Consider the following 20,073-nt stretch of genomic DNA (forward strand, 5'->3'; position numbering starts at 1 on the left):
CGACTGCGCCGGAAGTGGGGCGAATTATAGACGTCCAAAATCTGCCGTCAACCTTTAATTACGCCTTTCTTGCAGAAGGTACCTTTTTAACAATTAAGCGTGGAATTCGGCGGGTTACAGGCGGCAATCTCAAGACTAATAACAACGCGCCTATAGAAGCGTAGATCGCCCACTCCCTCAGATCGGCACGAACAATCCACAACATATGCAGCAGCCCAAGCCCGAGAATCACATAGACCAACCGATGCAATCTTTTCCAGCGAACGCCCAAACGCCGCTGACTGTAACGACTGGAGGTAACCGCCAGCACCAACAAACCGAGAAACCCCAGCACCCCGACGATAATGTACGGCCGCTTGCGCAACTCGATACCCAGTTGTGACCAATCAAAGCCGAGGATGAACGCCGTATAGCCGCTCAAATGCAAAGCCACATAGGCGAAACACCACAACCCCAACTGCCGTCGGACAGCTATCCACCCCGACCAACCGGTGAGCTTCTGCAAAGGCGTCATGCTTAACGTAATGAGCAGCAGGACAAGCGCCCCCAACCCCAGACGATCAACCAGCACCTTTCCCGGATCAGGCCCCAGCACATCCGCCCAGGCTTGATACAACCAAAGCAGCGGCCAAATCGCCGCGGCGATAAAGACACCAATACGCCAGAACAGATATCGCATCAGTAATTCTTCCGCAGATCGAGCCCTGCATATAAAGAAGCGACTTCATCCGAGTAGCCGTTGAACATTTGCGTGTCCCGCACATTGGGCTTGAACAGACCGCTCGGCAAACGTCTTTCCCGTGCCTGCGTCCAGCGCGGGTGGTCGACTGTCGGGTTCACGTTCGCATAAAAACCATACTCATTCGAGGCAATGCTCTGCCAGGTGGTTTTCGGCTGCTCACTGACCAGACTGATTCGCACGATGGACTTGATGCTCTTGAAGCCGTATTTCCACGGCACCACCAGACGTAGCGGTGCACCGTTCTGATTGGGCAACTCACGTCCATACATGCCTACAGCGAGAATCGCCAACGGATTCATCGCCTCATCCAGGCGCAGCCCTTCTACATATGGCCAGTCGATCAAGGCAAAGCCAGAACGCTGTCCAGGCATACTCTTGGGATCTTGCAGGGTTTCAAAGCGAATGAATTTGGCCTTGGACGTCGGTTCTACTTCCTTCAGCAAAGCCGAAATGGGAAAACCTATCCATGGAATGACCATCGACCAGGCCTCCACACAGCGAAGACGATAAATACGCTCTTCCAGCTGATAAGGCTTCATGAAGTCTTCCAGCGCATACCGCCCCGGCTTACCCACCTCCCCGTCTACCACCACGCTCCACGGTTCGGTTTTCAGCCCGCCGGCGTTGGCCGCAGGATCGCCTTTGTCGGTACCGAACTCATAGAAGTTGTTGTAGTGGGTCGCATCCTTGAAAGGCGTGATTGCTTCATCCTTGACGTTGACCGCGCCCCATTTAGTGGAAGGCAGTTTTTCGGCAAACCAGGACGGCGCCTTGCCAGGCTCGACATCGGCATAACGCGCAGCATCGTCGGCACTCGCCCAGCGCGGCAGAGTACTCACAGCCAAACCGGCGACAGCGGCGCCTAATATATTGCGACGGGAAAGGTAGAGAGATTCAGGCGTGACGTCCGACTCATGACAGTCAGACGCTTTGGGGACTTTGATCAGCATGGCAACTCCGCAGCAATGGAGGACAGATGCACCCATAGACTGCGGAGTATGAGGGAAATTACATTACTCGGCTTTTTTGTGCCGACGAAGACGCAGCAGGTACTGCACCGGCCCGGAAGCCGCATAGGCAAGGAAAACCAGCAGCAGGATGCGCGGCGGATCACTGAATACAACGGCAAATACCAGCACCACTGCCAGGATCGCGACAAAGGGAACGCGCCCCTTCAAGTCCAGCTCCTTGAAGCTGTTGTACTTGATGTTACTGACCATCAGCATGCCCGCGGCGGCGACCATCAGCGCAACCAGGAACGACATTTTGGAACCCTGAATGCCGTAATCGCTGAACGCCCAGACAATGCCCGCGACCACACCGGCCGCAGCCGGGCTGGCCAGACCGATGAAGTAGCGCTTGTCAGCGGTGCCGACCTGCGTGTTGAAGCGCGCCAGGCGCAACGCCGCACCCGCCACATAGATGAAGGCGACCATCCAGCCGACTTTGCCCATATCGCCCAAGGCCCAGCCGAATGCCAGCAAAGCCGGCGCGACGCCAAAGGCAACCATGTCCGACAGCGAGTCGTACTCCGCACCGAAGGCGCTTTGGGTGTTGGTCATGCGAGCGACGCGACCGTCGAGGCCGTCGAGCACCATGGCGACGAAAATCGCGATCGCGGCAAACGCAAAATATTTGCTCGCGCCGATTGCATCACCGGCACTCAAGGCGCTTTGGGCGCTCATCGAGTTGATAATGGAATAGAACCCTGCGAACAGGTTCGCAGTGGTGAACAGATTCGGCAGAAGATAGATACCACGATGCCGGACTTTACGGCCTTCAGCGTCATGCCCTTCTTCGATGTGCTCATCGATGGGCAGAAGGCTTTCGGCGTCAGAAGCCTGCTTTGGCTCTTCGGGACGTTCGCTCATGGACATTACCTTGCAACGGGGTGGAAAGTTTCGACAGGTGTCTGGGACGACGGTTCGACCGCAAACGATGCAGCTTTATACCAGAACCGGCGGATCCAAACGAAAAAACGCGGCCTAGGCCGCGTTTTCCGTACAAGCTCGTGACTTAGTTCTTGGCTTTGTCGACGATCTTGTTGGCACCGATCCACGGCATCATGGAGCGCAGTTGCTCACCGATGATTTCGATACCGTGAGCGGCGTTGTTACGACGCTTGGCGGTCATCGAAGGATAGCCGGTGGCGCCTTCGCTGATGAACATCTTGGCGTATTCGCCGTCCTGAATACGTTTCAGGGCGTTGCGCATGGCCTGACGGGATTCGGCGTTGATTACTTCCGGACCTGTCACGTACTCGCCGTACTCAGCGTTGTTAGAGATCGAGTAGTTCATGTTGGCGATACCGCCTTCGTACATGAGGTCAACGATCAGCTTCAGTTCGTGCAGGCATTCGAAGTAGGCCATTTCCGGCGCGTAGCCAGCTTCAACCAGGGTTTCGAAACCGGCTTTTACCAGTTCAACGGTACCGCCGCACAGAACGGCTTGTTCGCCGAACAGGTCGGTTTCGGTCTCGTCCTTGAAGGTGGTTTCGATGATGCCGGTACGACCGCCACCAACGCCGGCAGCGTAGGACAGTGCAACGTTTTTGGCGTTGCCCGAAGCATCCTGGTAGATAGCGATCAGGTCAGGGATACCGCCGCCTTTGACGAACTCGGAACGCACGGTGTGGCCCGGAGCTTTCGGCGCGATCATGATCACGTCGAGGTCAGCGCGCGGCACAACCTGGTTGTAGTGGATCGCGAAGCCGTGGGAGAAGGCCAGGGTGGCGCCTTTCTTGATGTTCGGCTCGATTTCGTTCTTGTACAGGGAGGACTGGAACTCGTCCGGGGTCAGGATCATGACCAGGTCGGCAGCTGCTACGGCGGAAGCAACGTCGGTCACTTTCAGGCCGTGGGCTTCGGCTTTGGCAACGGTGGCCGAACCTTTACGCAGGCCGACGGTAACGTCAACACCGGAGTCTTTCAGGTTGCACGCTTGAGCGTGGCCTTGGGAGCCGTAGCCAATGATGGCAACTTTCTTGCCCTGGATGATCGACAGGTCGCAGTCTTTATCGTAGAAAACTTTCATGAATTTCCCCTTTATATCTGGCCCTCAGGCCATTCGCTAATTTGGTTTAGATGCTCAGTACTTTGTCGCCGCGGGCAATCCCGGTGACGCCACTGCGTACGGTTTCCAGAATCGAGGCAGTGCCGATCGATTGAATGAAGCTGTCGAGCTTGTCGCTGGTACCGGTCAATTGAACGGTATACACGCTGGCGCTGACATCAACGATCTGCCCACGATAAATATCGGTGGTGCGCTTGATCTCGGCGCGCTGGGCGCCGGTGGCCTTGACCTTGACCAGCATCAGTTCGCGCTCGATGTGAGCACTCTCCGACAAGTCGACCAGTTTGACCACTTCGATCAGTTTGTTCAGGTTCTTGGTGATCTGCTCGATGATTTCATCATGGCCGACAGTGGTCAGCGTCAGACGCGACAAAGTCGGGTCTTCGGTTGGCGCCACGGTCAGGCTTTCGATGTTGTAGTTGCGCTGCGAAAACAGGCCGACTACACGAGACAGAGCGCCCGGTTCGTTTTCCAGAAGCAGGGAAATAATGTGCCGCATGATTAAGTACGCTCCGTCTTGCTCAACCACATATCACGCATGGAGCCGTCTTTGATCTGCATCGGGTAGACGTGCTCGCTTGTGTCAACCGAGATATCGATAACCACCAGGCGATCTTTCATGGCGAACGCCTCCTCCATCTTCGACTTCAAATCTTTCGAGTCGGTGATGCGCACGCCAACGTGACCATAGGCCTCTGCCAGTTTGACGAAGTCAGGCAGCGATTCCATGTAGGAGTGCGAGTGACGGCTGCCATAACTCATGTCCTGCCACTGGCGAACCATACCCAGCACGCCATTGTTCAGGATGACGATTTTTACCGGCAAACCGTATTGCAGGCAGGTCGACAGTTCCTGAATGTTCATCTGGATGCTGCCCTCGCCTGTTACACAGGCGACATCGTCATCCGGGAAGCTCAGCTTGATGCCCATGGCCGCCGGAAAACCGAAGCCCATGGTGCCCAGGCCACCGGAGTTGATCCAGCGATTCGGCTTGTTGAACTTGTAGTACTGCGCCGCGAACATCTGATGCTGACCCACGTCGGAGGTCACAAAGGCGTCGCCCTTGGTCACTTCGCACAGGGTTTCGATCACGGTCTGCGGCTTGATCACGCTGCCGTCGCCCTTGTCGTAAGGGAACAGACCGCGGTCACCGCGCCACTCATCAACTTGCTTCCACCAGCTGGCAACGGACTCCTTGTTCGGGGTCTCGCCGATTTCCTTGAGGATCGCGACCATTTCGGTCAGGACGCTCTCGACCGGGCCAACAATAGGCACGTCTGCCTTGATGGTCTTGGAAATCGAAGCCGGGTCGATGTCGATGTGAATGATCTTGGCATTCGGGCAGAACTTGGCCGGGCCGTTGATCACGCGGTCATCGAAACGCGCGCCGACTGCAAGGATCACATCAGCATGGTGCATCGCCAGGTTGGCGGTGTAGCTGCCGTGCATGCCGAGCATGCCGATGAACTGACGGTCGGTGCCAGGGTAGGCACCCAGGCCCATCAGGGTATTGGTCACTGGCAGGTTGAGCATCTTCGCCAGCTCGGTCAGCGGCGCAGAGCCACCACCGAGGATCACGCCGCCGCCCGAATACAACACAGGGCGCTTGGCCGCCAGGAGCATTTCGGCTGCCTTGCGGATTTGCCCGGAGTGACCGCGAACGGCCGGGCTGTAGGAACGCAGCTTGGCTTTTTTCGGGAAGATGTATTCGAACTTCTCGGCCGGGTTGGTCATATCTTTCGGGATATCAACAACGACCGGACCAGGACGACCGGATTGCGCCAGGTAGAACGCCTTCTTCATGACTTCCGGGATTTCCGAGGCGTGCTTGATCATGAAGCTGTGCTTCACGATCGGCCGGGAGATACCGATCATGTCGGTTTCCTGGAACGCATCGGTACCTACCATGGTGCTTGGCACCTGGCCGGAAATGATCACCATCGGAATGGAGTCCATGTAGGCCGTGGCAATACCGGTGATGGCGTTGGTTGCGCCCGGGCCGGACGTCACCAGTACCACGCCGGCTTTACCGGTGGCACGGGCATAGCCGTCAGCCATGTGGGTCGCAGCCTGCTCGTGACGAACCAGGATGTGGGTCACTTCCGGTTCTTTGAACAGGGCATCGTAGACATGAAGAAGAGCACCACCCGGGTACCCGTAGATATATTTGACGCCTTCGTCACGCAAGAAGCGGACGAGCATCTCACCGCCAGATAAAAGCTCCACGTTGTTCACCTCTAAAACGCCAGAATACCGCCCACATACAAGAGGACGGGTCTTAATAGGTTTACTTCTCGGCAGAGCATGAGCGACGGTGGTCGCCGACTACGTCAGCACTGACTGAGCAAGTATTGGGATCGTCCCAAGTGTTGCGGGCCTTTCCCACCCAGCGCGAGGTAACGCGTTGCGGGTGTAACAGGTCGGCGCGGATGTGCGCCTCATGATCTACCGAGTGGGTCTGCTTCTGGCAGTCCCTCTACAGCGGACTTTGGATTCTTCTGTTTCGCCCATCGCAAGTCAAGCCGTCAATGTGCTTTATTGAACTAAGCGCATGAGAACGCAAGAAAAAACCTTTAAACCGCAACTGTGTTAGCTTCAATTGCGCACCCCCGATAAGGAAATGGCATGCGAACGCTCATCTTCACCGCCAGCTTGCTGATCAGCCTGAGCCCTTTGTGCATGGCGGGTCAGATCTATAAATGGGTCGATGCCCAGGGCGTCACCCATTTCGATGCGCAACCACCCCAGGGCCGAGAGGCCACCTTGATGGTCACGCCCTCCCCGCCCGTCGGCAAGCCGAGCGCGCCATCGCGCGGCAACGTCATAGGCGATCAAAAAGCCATCGATAAAAAAGTGAAAAAGCAGGTCGCCGAGCAGCAGGCCCAGCTAAAAGTGTTCTGCGAACAGGCTCGGACGAACCTGGCTCAATTGCAGAACAATCCGAGATTGCGGGAGGAAGTCGACGGCGAGACGCGCCGCCTGACCGACCAACAACGTCAGGAGCGCATCACCGAAGCACAGAAACAGATTACGAAAAACTGCATGTAGGAGCTGTCGAGGGTTCGGGATCAGCGGGAAGCGGTGATCAACACGTCGAACTCTTTGAGCAAGACCTGAAGCTGCCGATCCTTGCCCCGGACGTTGCGGGAGGCGAAGACCATCTCGGCCATCTCCTGAATCCCCGATGCGTTGGGCAATGGCAGGTTCTGCTCCAGGATCGACTTCATCCTTGGCAGGAAGATCCATTGCAGCCACTGCTCGAAATCCAGCGTATCCACCGAAAACGGTTCAACGCTGGAGAGCGCCTCAGCGGACGGCGGCACTTCATCCCACCAACCCTGAACGCGCAGTTCGCGCTCGATCAACAGCAACTGCTCGGCAATCTTCGGAAAGCGCATATCCATCACAGCGAAACCTTGGCCTTCTGACGAGCCAACGCTGCACCGGCCGGGTCACCCTGCTTCTCACGGGCCTGGGCGATCAATTCCCACAGGCTGGCCTGAAGATCCGGACGCCCATTGGCGAACGTCAGGCCACGACGGGCAAACTGCTCGGCCTGCGCCGCATCACCTTGAGCCATACGTACCTGGGCCAGGCGATAAAGCACTTGCGGCTCGCGCGGTGCAACACGCTGGGCACGTTCGAGGCTGGAAGATGCGCCATTAAGGTCGCCACTGGCCTGTTGCTGCTGGGCGGTGGTCAACAATGCCAGGACCGGACCGTCCAGTTGCTCATCGGCGGACAGACCGCCGGAGTTCGCCGAAGGAATCCCGCTGGGCGTCGACGGCATGCTGTAACTGCCCTGATTGATCGGTGCCGACTGAACCGGCGAGGTATCGATCGGCCCTGGAGTAATCGGACCCGGGGTGATCGGCGAAGTGCTGATCGGTGCCGAGGAGACGGCGCCACCACCCGGGACCATCACCACGACCCCGGTGTCACCTTGCGGGATCGCCTGAGTCTGAGCTTGTACAGGACGTTTCACCGTCGACTGACGGAAACCGCCATTCGCCGAAATCCGCTCACTGTTGGAGACAGCAGTCCCGGCGTCCACAACCGGGATCGAACCACGCTGTACAGTGGAGCAGCCGCTGAGCAAAGCCACGGCAGTCACCGCTGGAATCAACCACTTGTTCACTTCAAATCCTCTTTGCTTAATTCATCCAGCCCTTGACCCAATCCATCACCGATTCAGCAGGGCTTTCGCCACCGCAAGCAGCACCGGGAGGCGGTTCGCTGCCGCGAATATACGGCATCTGCACCGCGCCTGGGCAGCTGGCTTCGGAACCTTGCCCGGTACGTGAATCGACCCAGGCCTGAACAATGTTATCCGGCTGCGGCATGTCCAGCGGCAGCGGATCGGCCTTGCGCATGAAACTGGTCCAGACCTGCAACGCACCGGTGGCACCGGTAAACGGTGTCTTGCCATTATCATCGCGCCCCAGCCAGACCACGGCCAGCAGATCCTGACTGAAACCGGCGAACCAGCTGTCCCGCGAATCGTTACTGGTACCGGTCTTGCCGGCCAGGGTCAGGGTTTTCGGCAACACGTTGTAAACCGAACTGCCGGTACCTTCACGCATGACGCGCTGCATGGCGTTCTGGATCAGGTAAATGGACGCCGGATCAAATTGCTGCTGAATCTGGAACGGATAACGCTTGAGCGGCTCGCCCTCGGCAGTCAGTACGCTGCGAATCCCGCGCATCGGCGTATTGAACCCGCCATTGGCCAGCGTCTGGTACATGGTCGCCACTTCGATCGGGGTCATACCGCCGGCACCGAGCAACATCGACGGGAACGCCGGGAACTCGCGACTCACCCCCAGTCGTGCCAGGGTCTTCAAGACATTCGGCACGCCCACCGCCAACCCGAGACGCGCGGTCGACAGGTTGTAGGAATGCGCCAACCCTTGGTACAGGAACACCGTGCCGTGGGAGCGGCGATCATAGTTCTGTGGTTTCCAGATCTGACCATCCGCGCCTTTGACCGAGAAGTAGTCATCCGATAGCCAACTGGTCAGCGTGTACTGGCTCGGCTTTTCAAGAGCGGTCAGATAAACCGCCGGCTTGATCAAAGAGCCGATCGGTCGCACCGCGTCCAACGCACGGTTAAAACCGGCAAAACTCGCCTGACGGCTGCCGATCATGGCCTGGACCTCACCGGTTTCCGGGTTGGTCACGACCATCGCCGCTTCCACGTCATCGGAACCCTTGCGCCCGGCCAAGCGCTTGAACGTGTCGTTGACCGAAGCTTCGGCTTTCATCTGCAGGATCGGGTCGAAACTGGTGAAGATTCGCAGCCCTTCTTCAGTCAAGTCTTCGTCGCGGTAGTCTTCGCGCAACTGACGTTTGACCAGATCGAGGAAGCCCGGGAACGAGCTGTCGGCCAACTTGCCGCGAGTGGTCACACCCAGTGGCATTTTCTTCGCCGCCTCAACCTGCTCGGCGCTGGCAACGCCTTGTTCCTTCAGAACATCGAGTACCAGATTGCGCCGCTCCAGCGCCCGCTCAGGGTTGCGACGCGGGTTGTAATAGGACGGCCCCTTGACCATGCCCACCAACAAAGCGACTTGATGCAGTTTCAGCTCGGACAATGGCTGCCCGAAGAAGAACTGGCTGGCCAGGCCGAAGCCGTGCACCGCGCGCTGACCATCCTGGCCGACGAACACTTCATTGAGGTAAGCCTCAAGAATTTCGCTCTTGTCGTAATGCAGCTCAAGCAACATCGCCATCATGGCTTCGGTGAGCTTACGGGTCAGGCTGCGTTCATTGGTGAGGTAGAAGTTCTTGACCAACTGTTGCGTCAGCGTACTACCGCCCTGGGTCATCTTGCCGCCCGAGGTGTTGACATAGATAGCTCGAGCAATCGACTTCGGCGACACGCCCCAGTGGCTGTAGAAATCCCGGTCTTCTACGGCAACCAGGGTTTCGAGCAGATACGGCGGAACCTGATCGATCTTGATCAGGATGCGGTCTTCAAGGTTTTTCGGGTAAATGCCGCCGATCAGCAGCGGCTCCAGTCGCACCACGGAAAGCTTCGAACCGTTGGTCGCCGAGAGCTCGGCCACGTAATCGCCGGAGAACCGCACGCGCACGGGCTGCGCCTGCTCCATGCCTTCATAGAACTGGAAGCCTCGGGTATTCAAGTCGACGGTATTGCCATTGACCGCCGCCGCGCCGGGGCCGTTGCTGACCGCTTCGCGCCGGTAGCCCAAGGCGTCGAGTTCGGTGAGGAAGTCGTCCTTGCTGAGCTTTTGTCCGACGAACAGCTCAAGCGGGCGCGCGTACACCTTGGCCGGGATGGTCCAGCGCTTGCCGGAGAACTTCTCCTGGACCACGGCATCGAGGTAAACCGCGAACCCGGCAAGCACCACAAGGCCGACCAGGCTGAGTTTAAGGGCCCAGCCCAGCCAGGGGCGCATGCCCTTGGAAGGTGGTTTTTTAGGGGTGCGGGGGGATCGGGATCGAGTCATGGCGGCGGATTATACGCACTTTATTCATCCTCAACAGGAGCCCTCTGAGGTTTGCGTCGGACGGACTTGCAGCCATAATGACGGCCTTGAATTCCCCCCAGACTCTGAAGGATCACCTGTGAGCCAGTCCCTGATCGCTGCCCTGCAAAACCCGGCCCTCTACCCGCATCCTGTAGAAGGGTTCCAGGTCATCGAGACCCATATTTCCTGGGTGATACTCACAGGCCCCTATGCTTATAAAGTGAAGAAGCCGGTGAATTTCGGCTTCCTCGACTTCACCAGCCTTGAGGCTCGCGAGCATTTCTGCGGTGAAGAGCTGCGCCTGAACCAGCGCTTGACCCATGACTTGTACCTTGAAGTGTTGCCGATCACCGGCAGCGCCGAGGCACCACAATTGGGCGGCGATGGTCCGGTTGTCGACTACGCCCTGAAAATGCGTCAGTTCCCACAAAGCCAACTGCTCAGCACCCTGCAAGCCAACGGCGAATTGACCACCGCGCACATCGACGAGATGGCCGCGCAGATCGCTCAATTCCACCTCAGCGCGCCGAAAGTGCCTGCCGAACACGAAGCCGGCACGCCGGACAGCGTCATGGCGCCGGTACGGCAGAACTTCGAACAGATCCGTCCGTTCCTCAGCGACAAGGCCGATCTGTTGCAACTCGAGGCACTGCAAGCCTGGGCCGAAAGCAGCTTCGAGCGCCTCAAGCCGCTGTTCGCCCAGCGCAAGGCCGACGGCTTCATTCGTGAATGCCATGGTGACATTCACCTGGGCAACGCTACCGTGATCGACGGCAAAGTGGTGATCTTCGACTGCATCGAGTTCAACGAACCGTTCCGCTTCACCGACGTTTACGCCGACACCGGTTTCCTGGCAATGGACCTGGAAGACCGCGGCCTGAAGAGCCTGGCGCGCCGTTTCATCAGCCAATACCTGGAACTGACCGGCGACTACCAGGGCCTTGAGCTGCTGAACTTCTATAAAGCCTACCGCGCGCTGGTTCGCGCCAAGGTCAGCCTGTTCAGCATGCCGGCCGAAGCCGACCCGGTGCAGCGCGCTACCACTCTGCGTCAGTACCGCAACTACGCCAACCTGGCGGAAAGCTACAGCACCATTCCTTCGCGTTTCCTGGCGATTACCCACGGTGTTTCCGCCGTCGGCAAAAGCCATGTGGCCATGCGCCTGGTGGAGGCATTGGGCGCCATTCGCCTGCGTTCGGATGTAGAGCGCAAGCGTATGTTCGGCGAACAGACCGTACCGAACGCCCCGCAGGCCGGCATTTATAGCGCCGACGCCAGCGTCGCCACCTATGCCCGTCTGCATGAAGTTGCCAATGTGATTCTGCGTGCCGGCTTCCCGGTGGTGATCGATGCCACTTATCTCAAGCGCGACCAACGCGACAGCGCGGCAAAAATCGCCGAGGCCACCGGCGCGCCGTTCCTGATCCTCGATTGCGACGCACCTCAAGCGGTGATCGAGAGCTGGTTGAAGCAACGCCAGGCGGACAACAACGATCCGTCCGACGCCAACCTGGCTGTTATCGCTGCCCAGCAAGCCAGCCGCGAAGCCCTGACGCCCGCAGAAATCCTCTGCAGCAAACGCGTCCAGACCAATGAAAGTGGCACCCTCGACACCGTCGTAGCGCAAATTCGCCAACGCCTGCCAGGCCTGTAAGAAACTATTTCAACCGTGAAGCCCTCGCCGGCTTCACGGCTGTCAAATAGTGGCACTATACTGGCGTCATAAAACCATCAGGTGATGTGACATGAGCCAGCCGAAACTTCTCGACACCCCGCTTTATGCCTTGCTGCACAAAGACGACATCACAAGCTTCAATAATGAACGCCCGAAAGATGGACCTATCGACATGGTCGGTGGTGACTTCCGCGGGCTCGATCTGCGTGAACTGAACGCCGACGGCATCGACTTCACCGATGCCTATTTCCGCTCTGCCGACTTGCGCGGCATCGACTTTCGCAACTCATCCCTGGAAGGCGCGAGCCTGGCCCACGCGCAGATCTCCGGCGCCTACTTCCCGCCAGAGCTGAGTGCCGATGAGATTCTGATGTCGATGAATTTCGGGACACGCCTGCGTTATCGCACCCGCTAAAAAGCGATGTTTCACTCAGTCCGGCGCCCCCCGCTTTGCGCTGGACTTTGTAGTTTTTTTGCTCGAAAACTCAATTTTCCATACGCCATCGGGTTGCATCAGCCACCTTTTCCCGCCGCTTCTTGAGTTTTCCTCTTAGAAGCTTTTGCGTCGAAACCGACCAAACAATCACGCTTTTCCTACTGATGGCTACACTGCTGAGAGGCTCGCCCACGCACCATTCGGCTGTCGCAAGGAGGCTTGATGAATGATGAACTGCAACACCTGAAGAATCTTGGCAAGACGTCGGCGCAATGGCTGCATGCCGTGGGCATCCACAGTGCCTCGGACTTGCGTCGGCTGGGAGCTGTGGATGCTTATCGGGCCGTGCGCACTCGCGGTTTTCGGGCGTCCAAGGTGTTGTTGTATGCGATTGAAGGCGCGTTGATGGATGTTCACTGGAACGACATTCCCGCCGAGCGCAAGGAAGCCTTGAACAAACAGCTGGATGCTATTTCGTCTCGCCACAAGAATTGAACGGATAATTTCACTCGAACGCACAGCCTGAAACCCAATGATTACGAGGCTTTCCAGCGAAGGAACGACGTAATTCACGGAAACGAGAAATCAGCGGTTGACTTGGTAATGAGAATCGATATGATTATCACAACTGGTCGCGAGACTGGTCGATATTCTGAAAAGCCCTTGGTTCGGACTCTCAGATTATCTCCTCATCAGGCTAATCACGGTTATTTGACCCGGCTCTTGCCGGGTCTTTTTTTGCCTGTGGAAAACTCACCTGATTTTATTGGCCTGACGGCTTGCCGAACTGCTTGCGCATTTGCGCGCAGTAATCCTGTGGCGGCGTGGCTGGCGTATACCAGACGTAATCAGCCATGGCCGGCGTGACCTCAGCGCCCTGCTCCGCCAGCATCAATACCGTTGGAGCCTGCTCACCCAGATCCAGCACATGGATCGGCACCCCGACATCCTTGCGTGCGTGGAACGCGCCGGCAAACAACAGTGAAGGCATCGGTGCCGCCAGTAATCGCTCGGCTATCCGCCGGTCACGCTGCTGCTGGACGGCCAGCATCGCGGGCATCTGTGATTCAGGCAACAAGCCGCAGTGGGAATCGCTGATCTGTGCCAGCAACTCATTCTTGACCGTGGGAGCGTTGGATCGCGTACCGCTCAATGTTGGCGGTTTGGCATAAACCGTACGGACTTCAGGCGTATCCAGATTGGCCGCCAGTAACGGGTATGGCCGAGTCAGGGCAAAACGAACGATCGGCCCGTATAGACTCCAGTCCCATCCCGGCTGCCAGGCCAATGCCCCGGCCAAGTCGGTCGGCAGCGGTGAGGCATGCCGAACGTCATCGACGCGCTGTTGCTGAGCCGGCGTCAGCATTTCCAGCAGCAGACTGCCTTGAGGCCGTCGCTCACCCAGTGCCTGCAATATCCACAATTGCAGTTGATGGTGATCACGATTGTCATGCTGCTCACCGACGATCAGCCGCGAAGGTTCAGCCAGCCGTGCAAGCAGTTCTTGCGCTGTCAGGACCTGACCGCTGCGCAGATCCCGGATTTCGCCGCTGACCGGCGGCGGTACCGCTACATGCTGGCAGGCACTCAGTAACAGCGCAGCCAGAAAAACTATCACGCGTGTTTTCATCCCTAAAACACCTCAGCGGGCGATGATCAGCGGATGCCCACGCTCCGGGTGCGGTTGCACCAATACTTCCAGCCCAAACACAGCCTTGAGCGGTTCCGGGCGCAATACCTGCTCCGGCGTGTCCAGCACCACAGGACGCCCACCTTCGAGCAGTAACAGGCGATCACAATAACGCGCCGCCAGGTTCAGATCATGCAAGATCACCAGCACCGCCGCACCGCGATCGGCGAATTCACGCACCGCTTGCAGAGTGGTGTGCTGATGCAGCGGGTCGAGCATCGACGTCGGCTCATCGAGCAACAACGTCTGCCCCGCCTCGCCCGGCCAAAGCTGCGCCAACACTCGCGCCAAATGCACCCGCTGACGTTCGCCGCCGGACAACGCCAGATAACTGCGACCGCTCAAGTGCCCCGCATCGGCCGCCTGTAGCGCGGCGGCGACAATCTCGTCATCCCGGACCCGACCGCTTTGATAAGGCAGGCGGCCCATGCCGACCACTTCTTCGACGCGAAAGGCAAAGTCCAGGGTCGACACTTGCGGCAACACCGCCAAACGCCGGGCTCGCTGCGCTCCGTTCCAATGACTCAGCTCACGCTCATCGAGCCAGACGCTGCCGTGGTCCGCAGGCAATTCGCCGCACAGGGCGCCGAGCAACGTGCTTTTGCCGGCGCCGTTAGGACCCAATACGCCGAGGACTTCGCCCGGCTTAAGCTCAAGGGTGATGTCCGTCAGGACAATCTTTCGACCGCGGCGGATTTGCAGGTTCTGCGTTCGCAACATCAGGCACGCCCCCTGAGCAATAAATACAGAAAGAACGGCGCGCCGATGAAGGCCGTGACAATCCCGATCGGCAACTCAGCCGGCGCCAGCGCCAGCCGCGCCACCAGATCGGCAAATAATAGGAGACTGGCCCCCGCCAACACCGACGCCGGCAACAACACCCGATGATCGGGGCCGACCAGCAGTCGCACCAGATGCGGCACCACCAGGCCGACAAACCCGATCATCCCCGCCGCTGCTACCGCCGCGCCGACACCCAGCGCCGTGCAGAACACCAATTCGCGCTTGAGTCCTTCGACGTCGATACCCAGGTGGCCGGCCTCCGACTCCCCCAGCAACAATGCGTTCAAGGCCTTGGCCCGACGCGGCAACCACAGCGCCACGCCGGTGCTCACCAGCAGCAACGGCCAGAGTCGCGCATAACTGGCGCCGTTAAGACTGCCCAGGTTCCAGAACGTCAGGGTGCGCAGGGTCGCGTCATCCGCCAGATAGGTGAAGAGCCCGACCGCCGAACCAGCCAGGGCAGTCAATGCAATACCAGCCAGCAGCATGGTCGCGACGTTGGTCTGGCCATCGCGTCGCCCCAGTCGATAGACCAGCGCCGTCACACCCAACCCGCCGAGAAACGCGCACACTGACAACAGATAAGGTCCGATGGATTCAGACAGTCCACCGAATACCGAGCCGCCGACAATCGCGATAGCCGCGCCCAGTGCCGCACCGCTCGACACCCCCACCAGGCCCGGGTCGGCCAGAGGATTGCGAAACAAGCCCTGCATCGCCACGCCGGACAGCGCCAGAACGCCGCCCACCGCCAAGCCCAGCAAGGTTCGCGGCAGGCGGATTTGCCCGAGGATCAGTTCGGCCTGCTCCAACCCGTCGGCAGCAATCGGCAGGCCGACCAAGCGCAGCGACGCGCGCAAGGTGTCGAACAACGGCAAACTCACCGGCCCTAACGCCAGCGACAGCCAGATCGCCAGCAAACACAACAGGCTCAAGCCAATGAACAACGCACGAGGTTTAATCAGAAGGGTCATTGGCCAGTCGTACCGGGATCGAACAGGTGCATAAACAGCCTCCTTTAAAGGTTTCCCAGGCATAGAGATGACAGGCCAAATATTCTCGGCATCCGGTAATCGCCCCGAGGGCGAGCTACCATTTGATAATTGCTTGCATTTGAACGTCAAGCTCGGACATTCCGGGTCACGAGCTGCTGGACTTGAGGATAGACATGAAGTTTCTTTGCACAGGCGCCGAATTGGCTGACGCCAGCAGTCGCGGTTTCGACGTCGACGGCCAGAAGCTCCTGGCCGTGCGCCGGGGCGGTCGGGTGTATGTGTATGAAAATCGCTGCCCGCACCGGGGCGTCGGACTGGAATGGAAACCCGACCAGTTTCTCGACCCCAGCAACAGCCTGATCCAGTGCGCGACCCACGGCGCACTGTTTCTGATCGAGGACGGTGAATGCGTCGCCGGCCCCTGCGCCGGGCAATCCCTGACTACCATCCTCTGCCGCGAGGATGAACAAGGGATCTGGGTTACGCTCTAAAGCAACACATCCAGCCGCCGATCGACCACCATCTCTTCGTGGGTCAAGCGCACGCCATACGCCAGCACTTCGACTCCACACGCCACCGCCTCACGCAACGCAGCTGCGTAGGCCGAATCGATTTCTTCGGCAGGACGTACCGCGTCAATCCCTGTCAGGCTCACGCAATACAACTGCACTGCCCGAATCCCGTCCCTGGCCAAATGCGCCAGTTCGCGCAAATGCTTGGCCCCGCGCTGGGTCACCGCGTCAGGAAATGCCGCCACTGCCGAGCCATCGAAGCCCAGGGTGACGCTTTTGACTTCCACATAAGCCGGGCCGCCCGGGTAATCGAGACGAAAATCGATGCGACTGCTTTCCTGACCGTAGGCCACTTCGCGCTTCAGTTCGGTAAAGCCGTTCAACTCGGTGATGACGCCGGCCTGCAACGCCTCCTCGATCAAGCCGTTGGCGCGCCCGGTGTTCACGCAAAACAGCCGCCCCTGTGGGGTTTCGCCAACTTCCCAAGTGCCGGGCAACTTGCGCTTGGGGTCGGTGGAGCGGCTGAACCAGACTTGCCCGCCCTCGACCTGGCAATTAAGCATCGAGCCAGTGTTCGGGCAGTGAATGGTCAGCAACTCGCCGCCAACGGTTTCGATATCGGCAAGAAAACGCTTGTAACGACGAATCAAGCGACCCTCTTCAAGGGGAGGATGAAAGCGCATCAGCCTTGCCAGCTCTTCAAACCGCGGGCGATCCGCTCGACTGCTTCTTGCAAGCGCGGAAGGCTTTGGGTGTAGGCAAACCGCACATGATGCCCGGCCTGATGACGCCCAAAGTCCAACCCCGGGGTAATCGCAACGTGCTCGGTTTCGAGGAAGTGTCGGCAGAACGCGAAGGCATCGCCGCCGAACTTGCTGATATCGGCGTACAAATAGAACGCGCCTTCCGGTTCAACGGCGATGCCGAAACCCAATTCCCGCAGGGCTGGCAGCAGGAAGTCACGACGTCGACCGAACTCGGCGCGGCGCTCCTCGAAAATGCTGATGGTGGCGGGCTCGAAGCAGGCCAATGCCGCGTGCTGGGCCATGCTCGGTGCACTGATGTAGAGGTTCTGGGCGAGCTTTTCCAGTTCACCGACCGCCGCTTCAGGCGCGACCAGCCAACCAAGGCGCCAACCGGTCATGCCGAAATACTTGGAAAAACTATTGAGGACGAAAGCGCTGTCATCGACTTCCAGCACGCTGACCGCGTCCGTGCCGTAAGTCAGGCCGTGGTAAATCTCGTCGACCACCAAATGACCGTGGCGGGCCTTGATCGCCGCGGACAGCCCGGCCAGCTCATCACGGGTCAGGATGGTCCCGGTGGGGTTGGCCGGCGATGCCACCAAGGCGCCGACGCTGTCGTGATCCCAATGACGCGCGACCAGGTCCGGGGTCAGTTGATAACGCACGTCCGGGCCGACCGGCACCAGTTGCGCCGCGCCTTCCACCAGGCGCAGGAAGTGCCGGTTGCACGGGTAACCCGGGTCGGCCAGCAGCCAGTGCTTGCCCGGATCCACCAGCAAGGCGCTGGCCAACAGCAACGCACCTGAGCCGCCAGGCGTGATCAGGATGCGCTGCGGATCGATGTTCAGCCCGTAGCGCTGCTGATAAAAGCCCGAAATGGCCTCACGCAGCTCGGGAATGCCGCGAGCGGCGGTGTAACGGGTCTTCCCCGCCGTTAGCGCAGCCTGGCCGGCCTGGATGATCGGCTCGGCGGTGGTGAAGTCCGGCTCGCCGATTTCCAGGTGAATCACGTCGTGGCCAGCCGCTTGCAGCTCGTTGGCCCGCGCCAGCAGGGCCATAACGTGGAACGGTTCGATAGCGCGACTACGCGCACTGTAGGACAGAGCCATTAGCCTTCCTTACAACGGGGAAAAGAATTGATTCTACCCAAGCGCAGGAACGAGCGAGAGTCTAAAGCGGTCAGAGCCCATATAATGCGGGCCTCAATTGATTCAAGCGTATGTCTCAGGTTTGGCTAAAATCAATAATTGATCAGGTCTCCTTAGCCACCAGACGAAGCTTTGCAATCTTTTGCAAGCACCACGGGCCGCGGGCTCGACATCCGGGAGTAGCGCGGTCCGATTTGATCTGGTAAGTTCGCCCGCTTGCAGCCGCAGGGCCGGCAGGTGTCGGTGATGGAGCAATCCTGCGCAATGGATTACAAGAGTAGAGGCGGTCCATTTCATGCCCACCCAAGCAAAGCAGCAAAATCAGTCGATCAGCGGCTTCGAACCCTACAAAGAAGTGAAGGGCGAAGAGTACATGGGCAAACCCATGCGTGCTCACTTCACCAAGATCCTGAACAAGTGGAAACAGGACTTGATGCAGGAAGTCGACCGTACTGTTGATCACATGAAAGACGAGGCGGCCAACTTCCCTGACCCGGCAGACCGTGCCAGCCAGGAAGAGGAATTCAGCCTCGAATTGCGCGCCCGCGACCGCGAGCGCAAGTTGATCAAGAAAATCGACAAGACCCTGCAATTGATCGAAGACGAAGAATACGGTTGGTGCGAGTCCTGCGGCGTCGAGATCGGCGTCAAGCGACTGGAAGCCCGCCCTACCGCCGACATGTGCGTCGACTGCAAGACCCTGGCGGAAATCAAGGAAAAGCAAGTCGGCAAGTAATCTCGACTTGAACGAAAGACGGAGCGTGCGAACGCTCCGTTTTTGTTTCTGACGCTTTTAGACGTTAAATAATCGCCATGACTGCCATCTCCTCCCCCACCTACATCGGGCGCTTCGCCCCCACGCCCAGCGGGCATCTGCATTTCGGTTCGCTGGTGGCCGCGCTAGCCTCATACCTCGACGCCCGTTCGGTCGGCGGGCGCTGGCTGGTGCGCATGGAGGATCTCGATCCGCCACGTGAGGAGCCCGGCGCTCAGGCGGCGATTCTCAAGGCATTGGAAAGCTACGGTTTCGAGTGGGATGGCGAGATGGTCCGACAGAGTGACCGGTACGCGGCCTACGCCGAAGTCCTCAATCGCCTGTTCAGCCAGGGCCTGGCCTATGCGTGCACCTGCTCGCGCAAGCAACTGGAGCCGTATCACGGCATCTATCCCGGGTTCTGCCGCAACGCGGGGCACGGCACCGAGAATGCGGCGATCCGCGTGCGCGTACCGGAGCTGGAATACCACTTCATCGACCGGGTGCAGGGCGAATTCCGTCAACACCTGGGCCGCGAGGTGGGTGACTTCGTGATTCGTCGCCGTGACGGGCTCTACGCCTATCAATTGGCGGTGGTGCTGGACGATGCCTGGCAAGGCATCACTGATATCGTGCGCGGCGCCGACCTGCTGGACTCCACGCCACGCCAGCTCTATCTGCAAGAACTGCTCGGCCTGCCGCAACCGCGCTACCTGCACATCCCGCTGATTACCCAGCCGGACGGCCACAAACTCGGCAAGTCCTATCGATCGCCGCCGCTGACCGAGGATCAGGCTACGCCGCTGTTGCTGCGCGCATTGCGGGCGCTGGGGCACACTCCCGTTTCCGAACTGAATGACGCCACACCACGGGAGGTGCTGAATTGGGGCATTGCCCACTGGGATGCGTCGCTGATCCCGCGCACACTGACGTTGCCTGAAGCGCAACTGCAGTGATGCCACTTGCAGTGGCGCACCCATCCGTTACCATCGCCGCACGTTTTCGGGCACGCGCATAAAAGAGAGA

At 59.0% G+C, this 20,073-nt stretch carries 21 protein-coding genes; 7 read left to right on the plus strand and 14 right to left on the minus strand.

The features are described from left to right. Nucleotides 1–58 precede the first annotated feature (58 nt). From msrQ to LOY36_RS24095, 6 genes are all read right to left on the minus strand, one after another. Nucleotides 59–679, minus strand: a complete 621-nt coding sequence (msrQ, locus tag LOY36_RS24070) for a protein-methionine-sulfoxide reductase heme-binding subunit MsrQ (RefSeq protein WP_258671168.1) — start codon at nucleotides 677–679, stop codon at nucleotides 59–61. Continuing rightward, entirely contained in the window at nucleotides 679–1,692 is a 1,014-nt protein-coding gene (gene msrP / locus LOY36_RS24075) for a protein-methionine-sulfoxide reductase catalytic subunit MsrP (protein ID WP_258671169.1), read from the minus strand. The genes msrQ and msrP overlap by 1 nt, the downstream gene beginning before the upstream one ends. Nucleotides 1,693–1,755: 63 nt before the next feature. Continuing rightward, nucleotides 1,756–2,613 carry a CDP-diacylglycerol--serine O-phosphatidyltransferase gene (gene pssA, locus LOY36_RS24080; RefSeq protein WP_008006914.1) on the minus strand — a complete coding sequence of 286 codons (858 nt, stop codon included), beginning with the start codon at nucleotides 2,611–2,613 and terminating at the stop codon, nucleotides 1,756–1,758. Between the two features lie 145 nt (nucleotides 2,614–2,758). Beyond that, nucleotides 2,759–3,775: a ketol-acid reductoisomerase gene (gene ilvC, locus LOY36_RS24085; protein ID WP_003228216.1), complete on the minus strand. Its 1,017-nt coding sequence runs from the start codon at nucleotides 3,773–3,775 to the stop codon at nucleotides 2,759–2,761. Nucleotides 3,776–3,821: 46 nt separating this feature from the next. Further along, a complete protein-coding gene (ilvN, locus tag LOY36_RS24090; protein WP_003205610.1) occupies nucleotides 3,822–4,313 on the minus strand; it encodes an acetolactate synthase small subunit in 492 nt (163 codons plus the stop codon). Between the two features lie 2 nt (nucleotides 4,314–4,315). Then, nucleotides 4,316–6,040 carry an acetolactate synthase 3 large subunit gene (locus LOY36_RS24095; RefSeq protein ID WP_026331976.1) on the minus strand — a complete coding sequence of 575 codons (1,725 nt, stop codon included), beginning with the start codon at nucleotides 6,038–6,040 and terminating at the stop codon, nucleotides 4,316–4,318. 399 nt (nucleotides 6,041–6,439) lie between these two features. Here LOY36_RS24095 and LOY36_RS24100 point away from each other — a divergent pair, with 399 nt between their 5' ends. Beyond that, entirely contained in the window at nucleotides 6,440–6,862 is a 423-nt protein-coding gene (locus LOY36_RS24100; RefSeq protein WP_258671170.1) for a DUF4124 domain-containing protein, read from the plus strand. 20 nt (nucleotides 6,863–6,882) lie between these two features. On the opposite strand, the gene LOY36_RS24105 is transcribed toward LOY36_RS24100, so the two are convergent. From LOY36_RS24105 to mrcB, 3 genes are read right to left on the minus strand one after another with little or no spacing between them, the layout of a single operon-like run. Then, nucleotides 6,883–7,218, minus strand: coding sequence for a YqcC family protein (locus LOY36_RS24105; RefSeq protein ID WP_258671171.1), 336 nt, complete (start codon nucleotides 7,216–7,218; stop codon nucleotides 6,883–6,885). Further along, nucleotides 7,218–7,952, minus strand: a complete 735-nt coding sequence (locus tag LOY36_RS24110; RefSeq protein WP_019582850.1) for a M48 family metallopeptidase — start codon at nucleotides 7,950–7,952, stop codon at nucleotides 7,218–7,220. The genes LOY36_RS24105 and LOY36_RS24110 overlap by 1 nt, the downstream gene beginning before the upstream one ends. A gap of 16 nt (nucleotides 7,953–7,968) precedes the next feature. After that, nucleotides 7,969–10,287: a penicillin-binding protein 1B gene (mrcB, locus tag LOY36_RS24115; RefSeq protein WP_258671172.1), complete on the minus strand. Its 2,319-nt coding sequence runs from the start codon at nucleotides 10,285–10,287 to the stop codon at nucleotides 7,969–7,971. Between the two features lie 118 nt (nucleotides 10,288–10,405). On the opposite strand from mrcB, the gene LOY36_RS24120 reads away from it, so the two are divergent. The 3 genes from LOY36_RS24120 (at nucleotide 10,406) to LOY36_RS24130 (ending at nucleotide 12,914) form a co-directional block, all read left to right on the plus strand. Further along, on the plus strand, nucleotides 10,406–11,962 hold the full coding sequence (locus LOY36_RS24120; RefSeq protein WP_258671173.1) for a bifunctional aminoglycoside phosphotransferase/ATP-binding protein: 1,557 nt from the start codon (nucleotides 10,406–10,408) through the stop codon (nucleotides 11,960–11,962). Between the two features lie 91 nt (nucleotides 11,963–12,053). Further along, nucleotides 12,054–12,398 (plus strand): pentapeptide repeat-containing protein, encoded by a 345-nt coding sequence (locus LOY36_RS24125; RefSeq protein WP_019582853.1) that lies wholly within the window; start codon nucleotides 12,054–12,056, stop codon nucleotides 12,396–12,398. 243 nt (nucleotides 12,399–12,641) lie between these two features. After that, nucleotides 12,642–12,914 carry a TfoX/Sxy family protein gene (locus LOY36_RS24130; RefSeq protein ID WP_009050884.1) on the plus strand — a complete coding sequence of 91 codons (273 nt, stop codon included), beginning with the start codon at nucleotides 12,642–12,644 and terminating at the stop codon, nucleotides 12,912–12,914. 268 nt (nucleotides 12,915–13,182) lie between these two features. Here LOY36_RS24130 and LOY36_RS24135 read toward each other — a convergent pair whose 3' ends face one another. The 3 genes from LOY36_RS24135 to LOY36_RS24145 are packed head-to-tail and all read right to left on the minus strand — an operon-like array spanning nucleotide 13,183 to nucleotide 15,812. Next, nucleotides 13,183–14,049 (minus strand): ChaN family lipoprotein, encoded by an 867-nt coding sequence (locus LOY36_RS24135; RefSeq protein WP_258671174.1) that lies wholly within the window; start codon nucleotides 14,047–14,049, stop codon nucleotides 13,183–13,185. 12 nt (nucleotides 14,050–14,061) lie between these two features. Further along, nucleotides 14,062–14,829 (minus strand): heme ABC transporter ATP-binding protein, encoded by a 768-nt coding sequence (locus LOY36_RS24140; protein WP_258671175.1) that lies wholly within the window; start codon nucleotides 14,827–14,829, stop codon nucleotides 14,062–14,064. Further along, entirely contained in the window at nucleotides 14,829–15,812 is a 984-nt protein-coding gene (locus LOY36_RS24145) for an iron ABC transporter permease (RefSeq protein ID WP_258674215.1), read from the minus strand. Before LOY36_RS24145 ends, LOY36_RS24140 begins: the two co-directional genes overlap by 1 nt. Before the next feature lie 248 nt (nucleotides 15,813–16,060). Here LOY36_RS24145 and LOY36_RS24150 point away from each other — a divergent pair, with 248 nt between their 5' ends. Then, nucleotides 16,061–16,378: a Rieske (2Fe-2S) protein gene (locus tag LOY36_RS24150; RefSeq protein ID WP_007938052.1), complete on the plus strand. Its 318-nt coding sequence runs from the start codon at nucleotides 16,061–16,063 to the stop codon at nucleotides 16,376–16,378. On the opposite strand, the gene sfsA is transcribed toward LOY36_RS24150, so the two are convergent. Both sfsA and LOY36_RS24160 read right to left on the minus strand, forming a co-directional pair. Continuing rightward, nucleotides 16,375–17,082 carry a DNA/RNA nuclease SfsA gene (gene sfsA / locus LOY36_RS24155; protein ID WP_258671176.1) on the minus strand — a complete coding sequence of 236 codons (708 nt, stop codon included), beginning with the start codon at nucleotides 17,080–17,082 and terminating at the stop codon, nucleotides 16,375–16,377. The two genes, LOY36_RS24150 and sfsA, sit on opposite strands and share 4 nt — an antisense overlap. Further along, nucleotides 17,082–18,254, minus strand: coding sequence for a pyridoxal phosphate-dependent aminotransferase (locus LOY36_RS24160; protein WP_258671177.1), 1,173 nt, complete (start codon nucleotides 18,252–18,254; stop codon nucleotides 17,082–17,084). The genes sfsA and LOY36_RS24160 overlap by 1 nt, the downstream gene beginning before the upstream one ends. 334 nt (nucleotides 18,255–18,588) lie before the next feature. On the opposite strand from LOY36_RS24160, the gene dksA reads away from it, so the two are divergent. Both dksA and gluQRS read left to right on the plus strand, forming a co-directional pair. Then, entirely contained in the window at nucleotides 18,589–19,029 is a 441-nt protein-coding gene (gene dksA, locus LOY36_RS24165; RefSeq protein ID WP_007902025.1) for an RNA polymerase-binding protein DksA, read from the plus strand. Nucleotides 19,030–19,106: 77 nt separating this feature from the next. Beyond that, entirely contained in the window at nucleotides 19,107–20,003 is an 897-nt protein-coding gene (gene gluQRS, locus LOY36_RS24170) for a tRNA glutamyl-Q(34) synthetase GluQRS (protein ID WP_258671178.1), read from the plus strand. Nucleotides 20,004–20,073: the final 70 nt, after the last annotated feature.

The organism is Pseudomonas sp. B21-019 (genome assembly GCF_024749225.1).
Taxonomy (GTDB): Bacteria; Pseudomonadota; Gammaproteobacteria; order Pseudomonadales; family Pseudomonadaceae; genus Aquipseudomonas.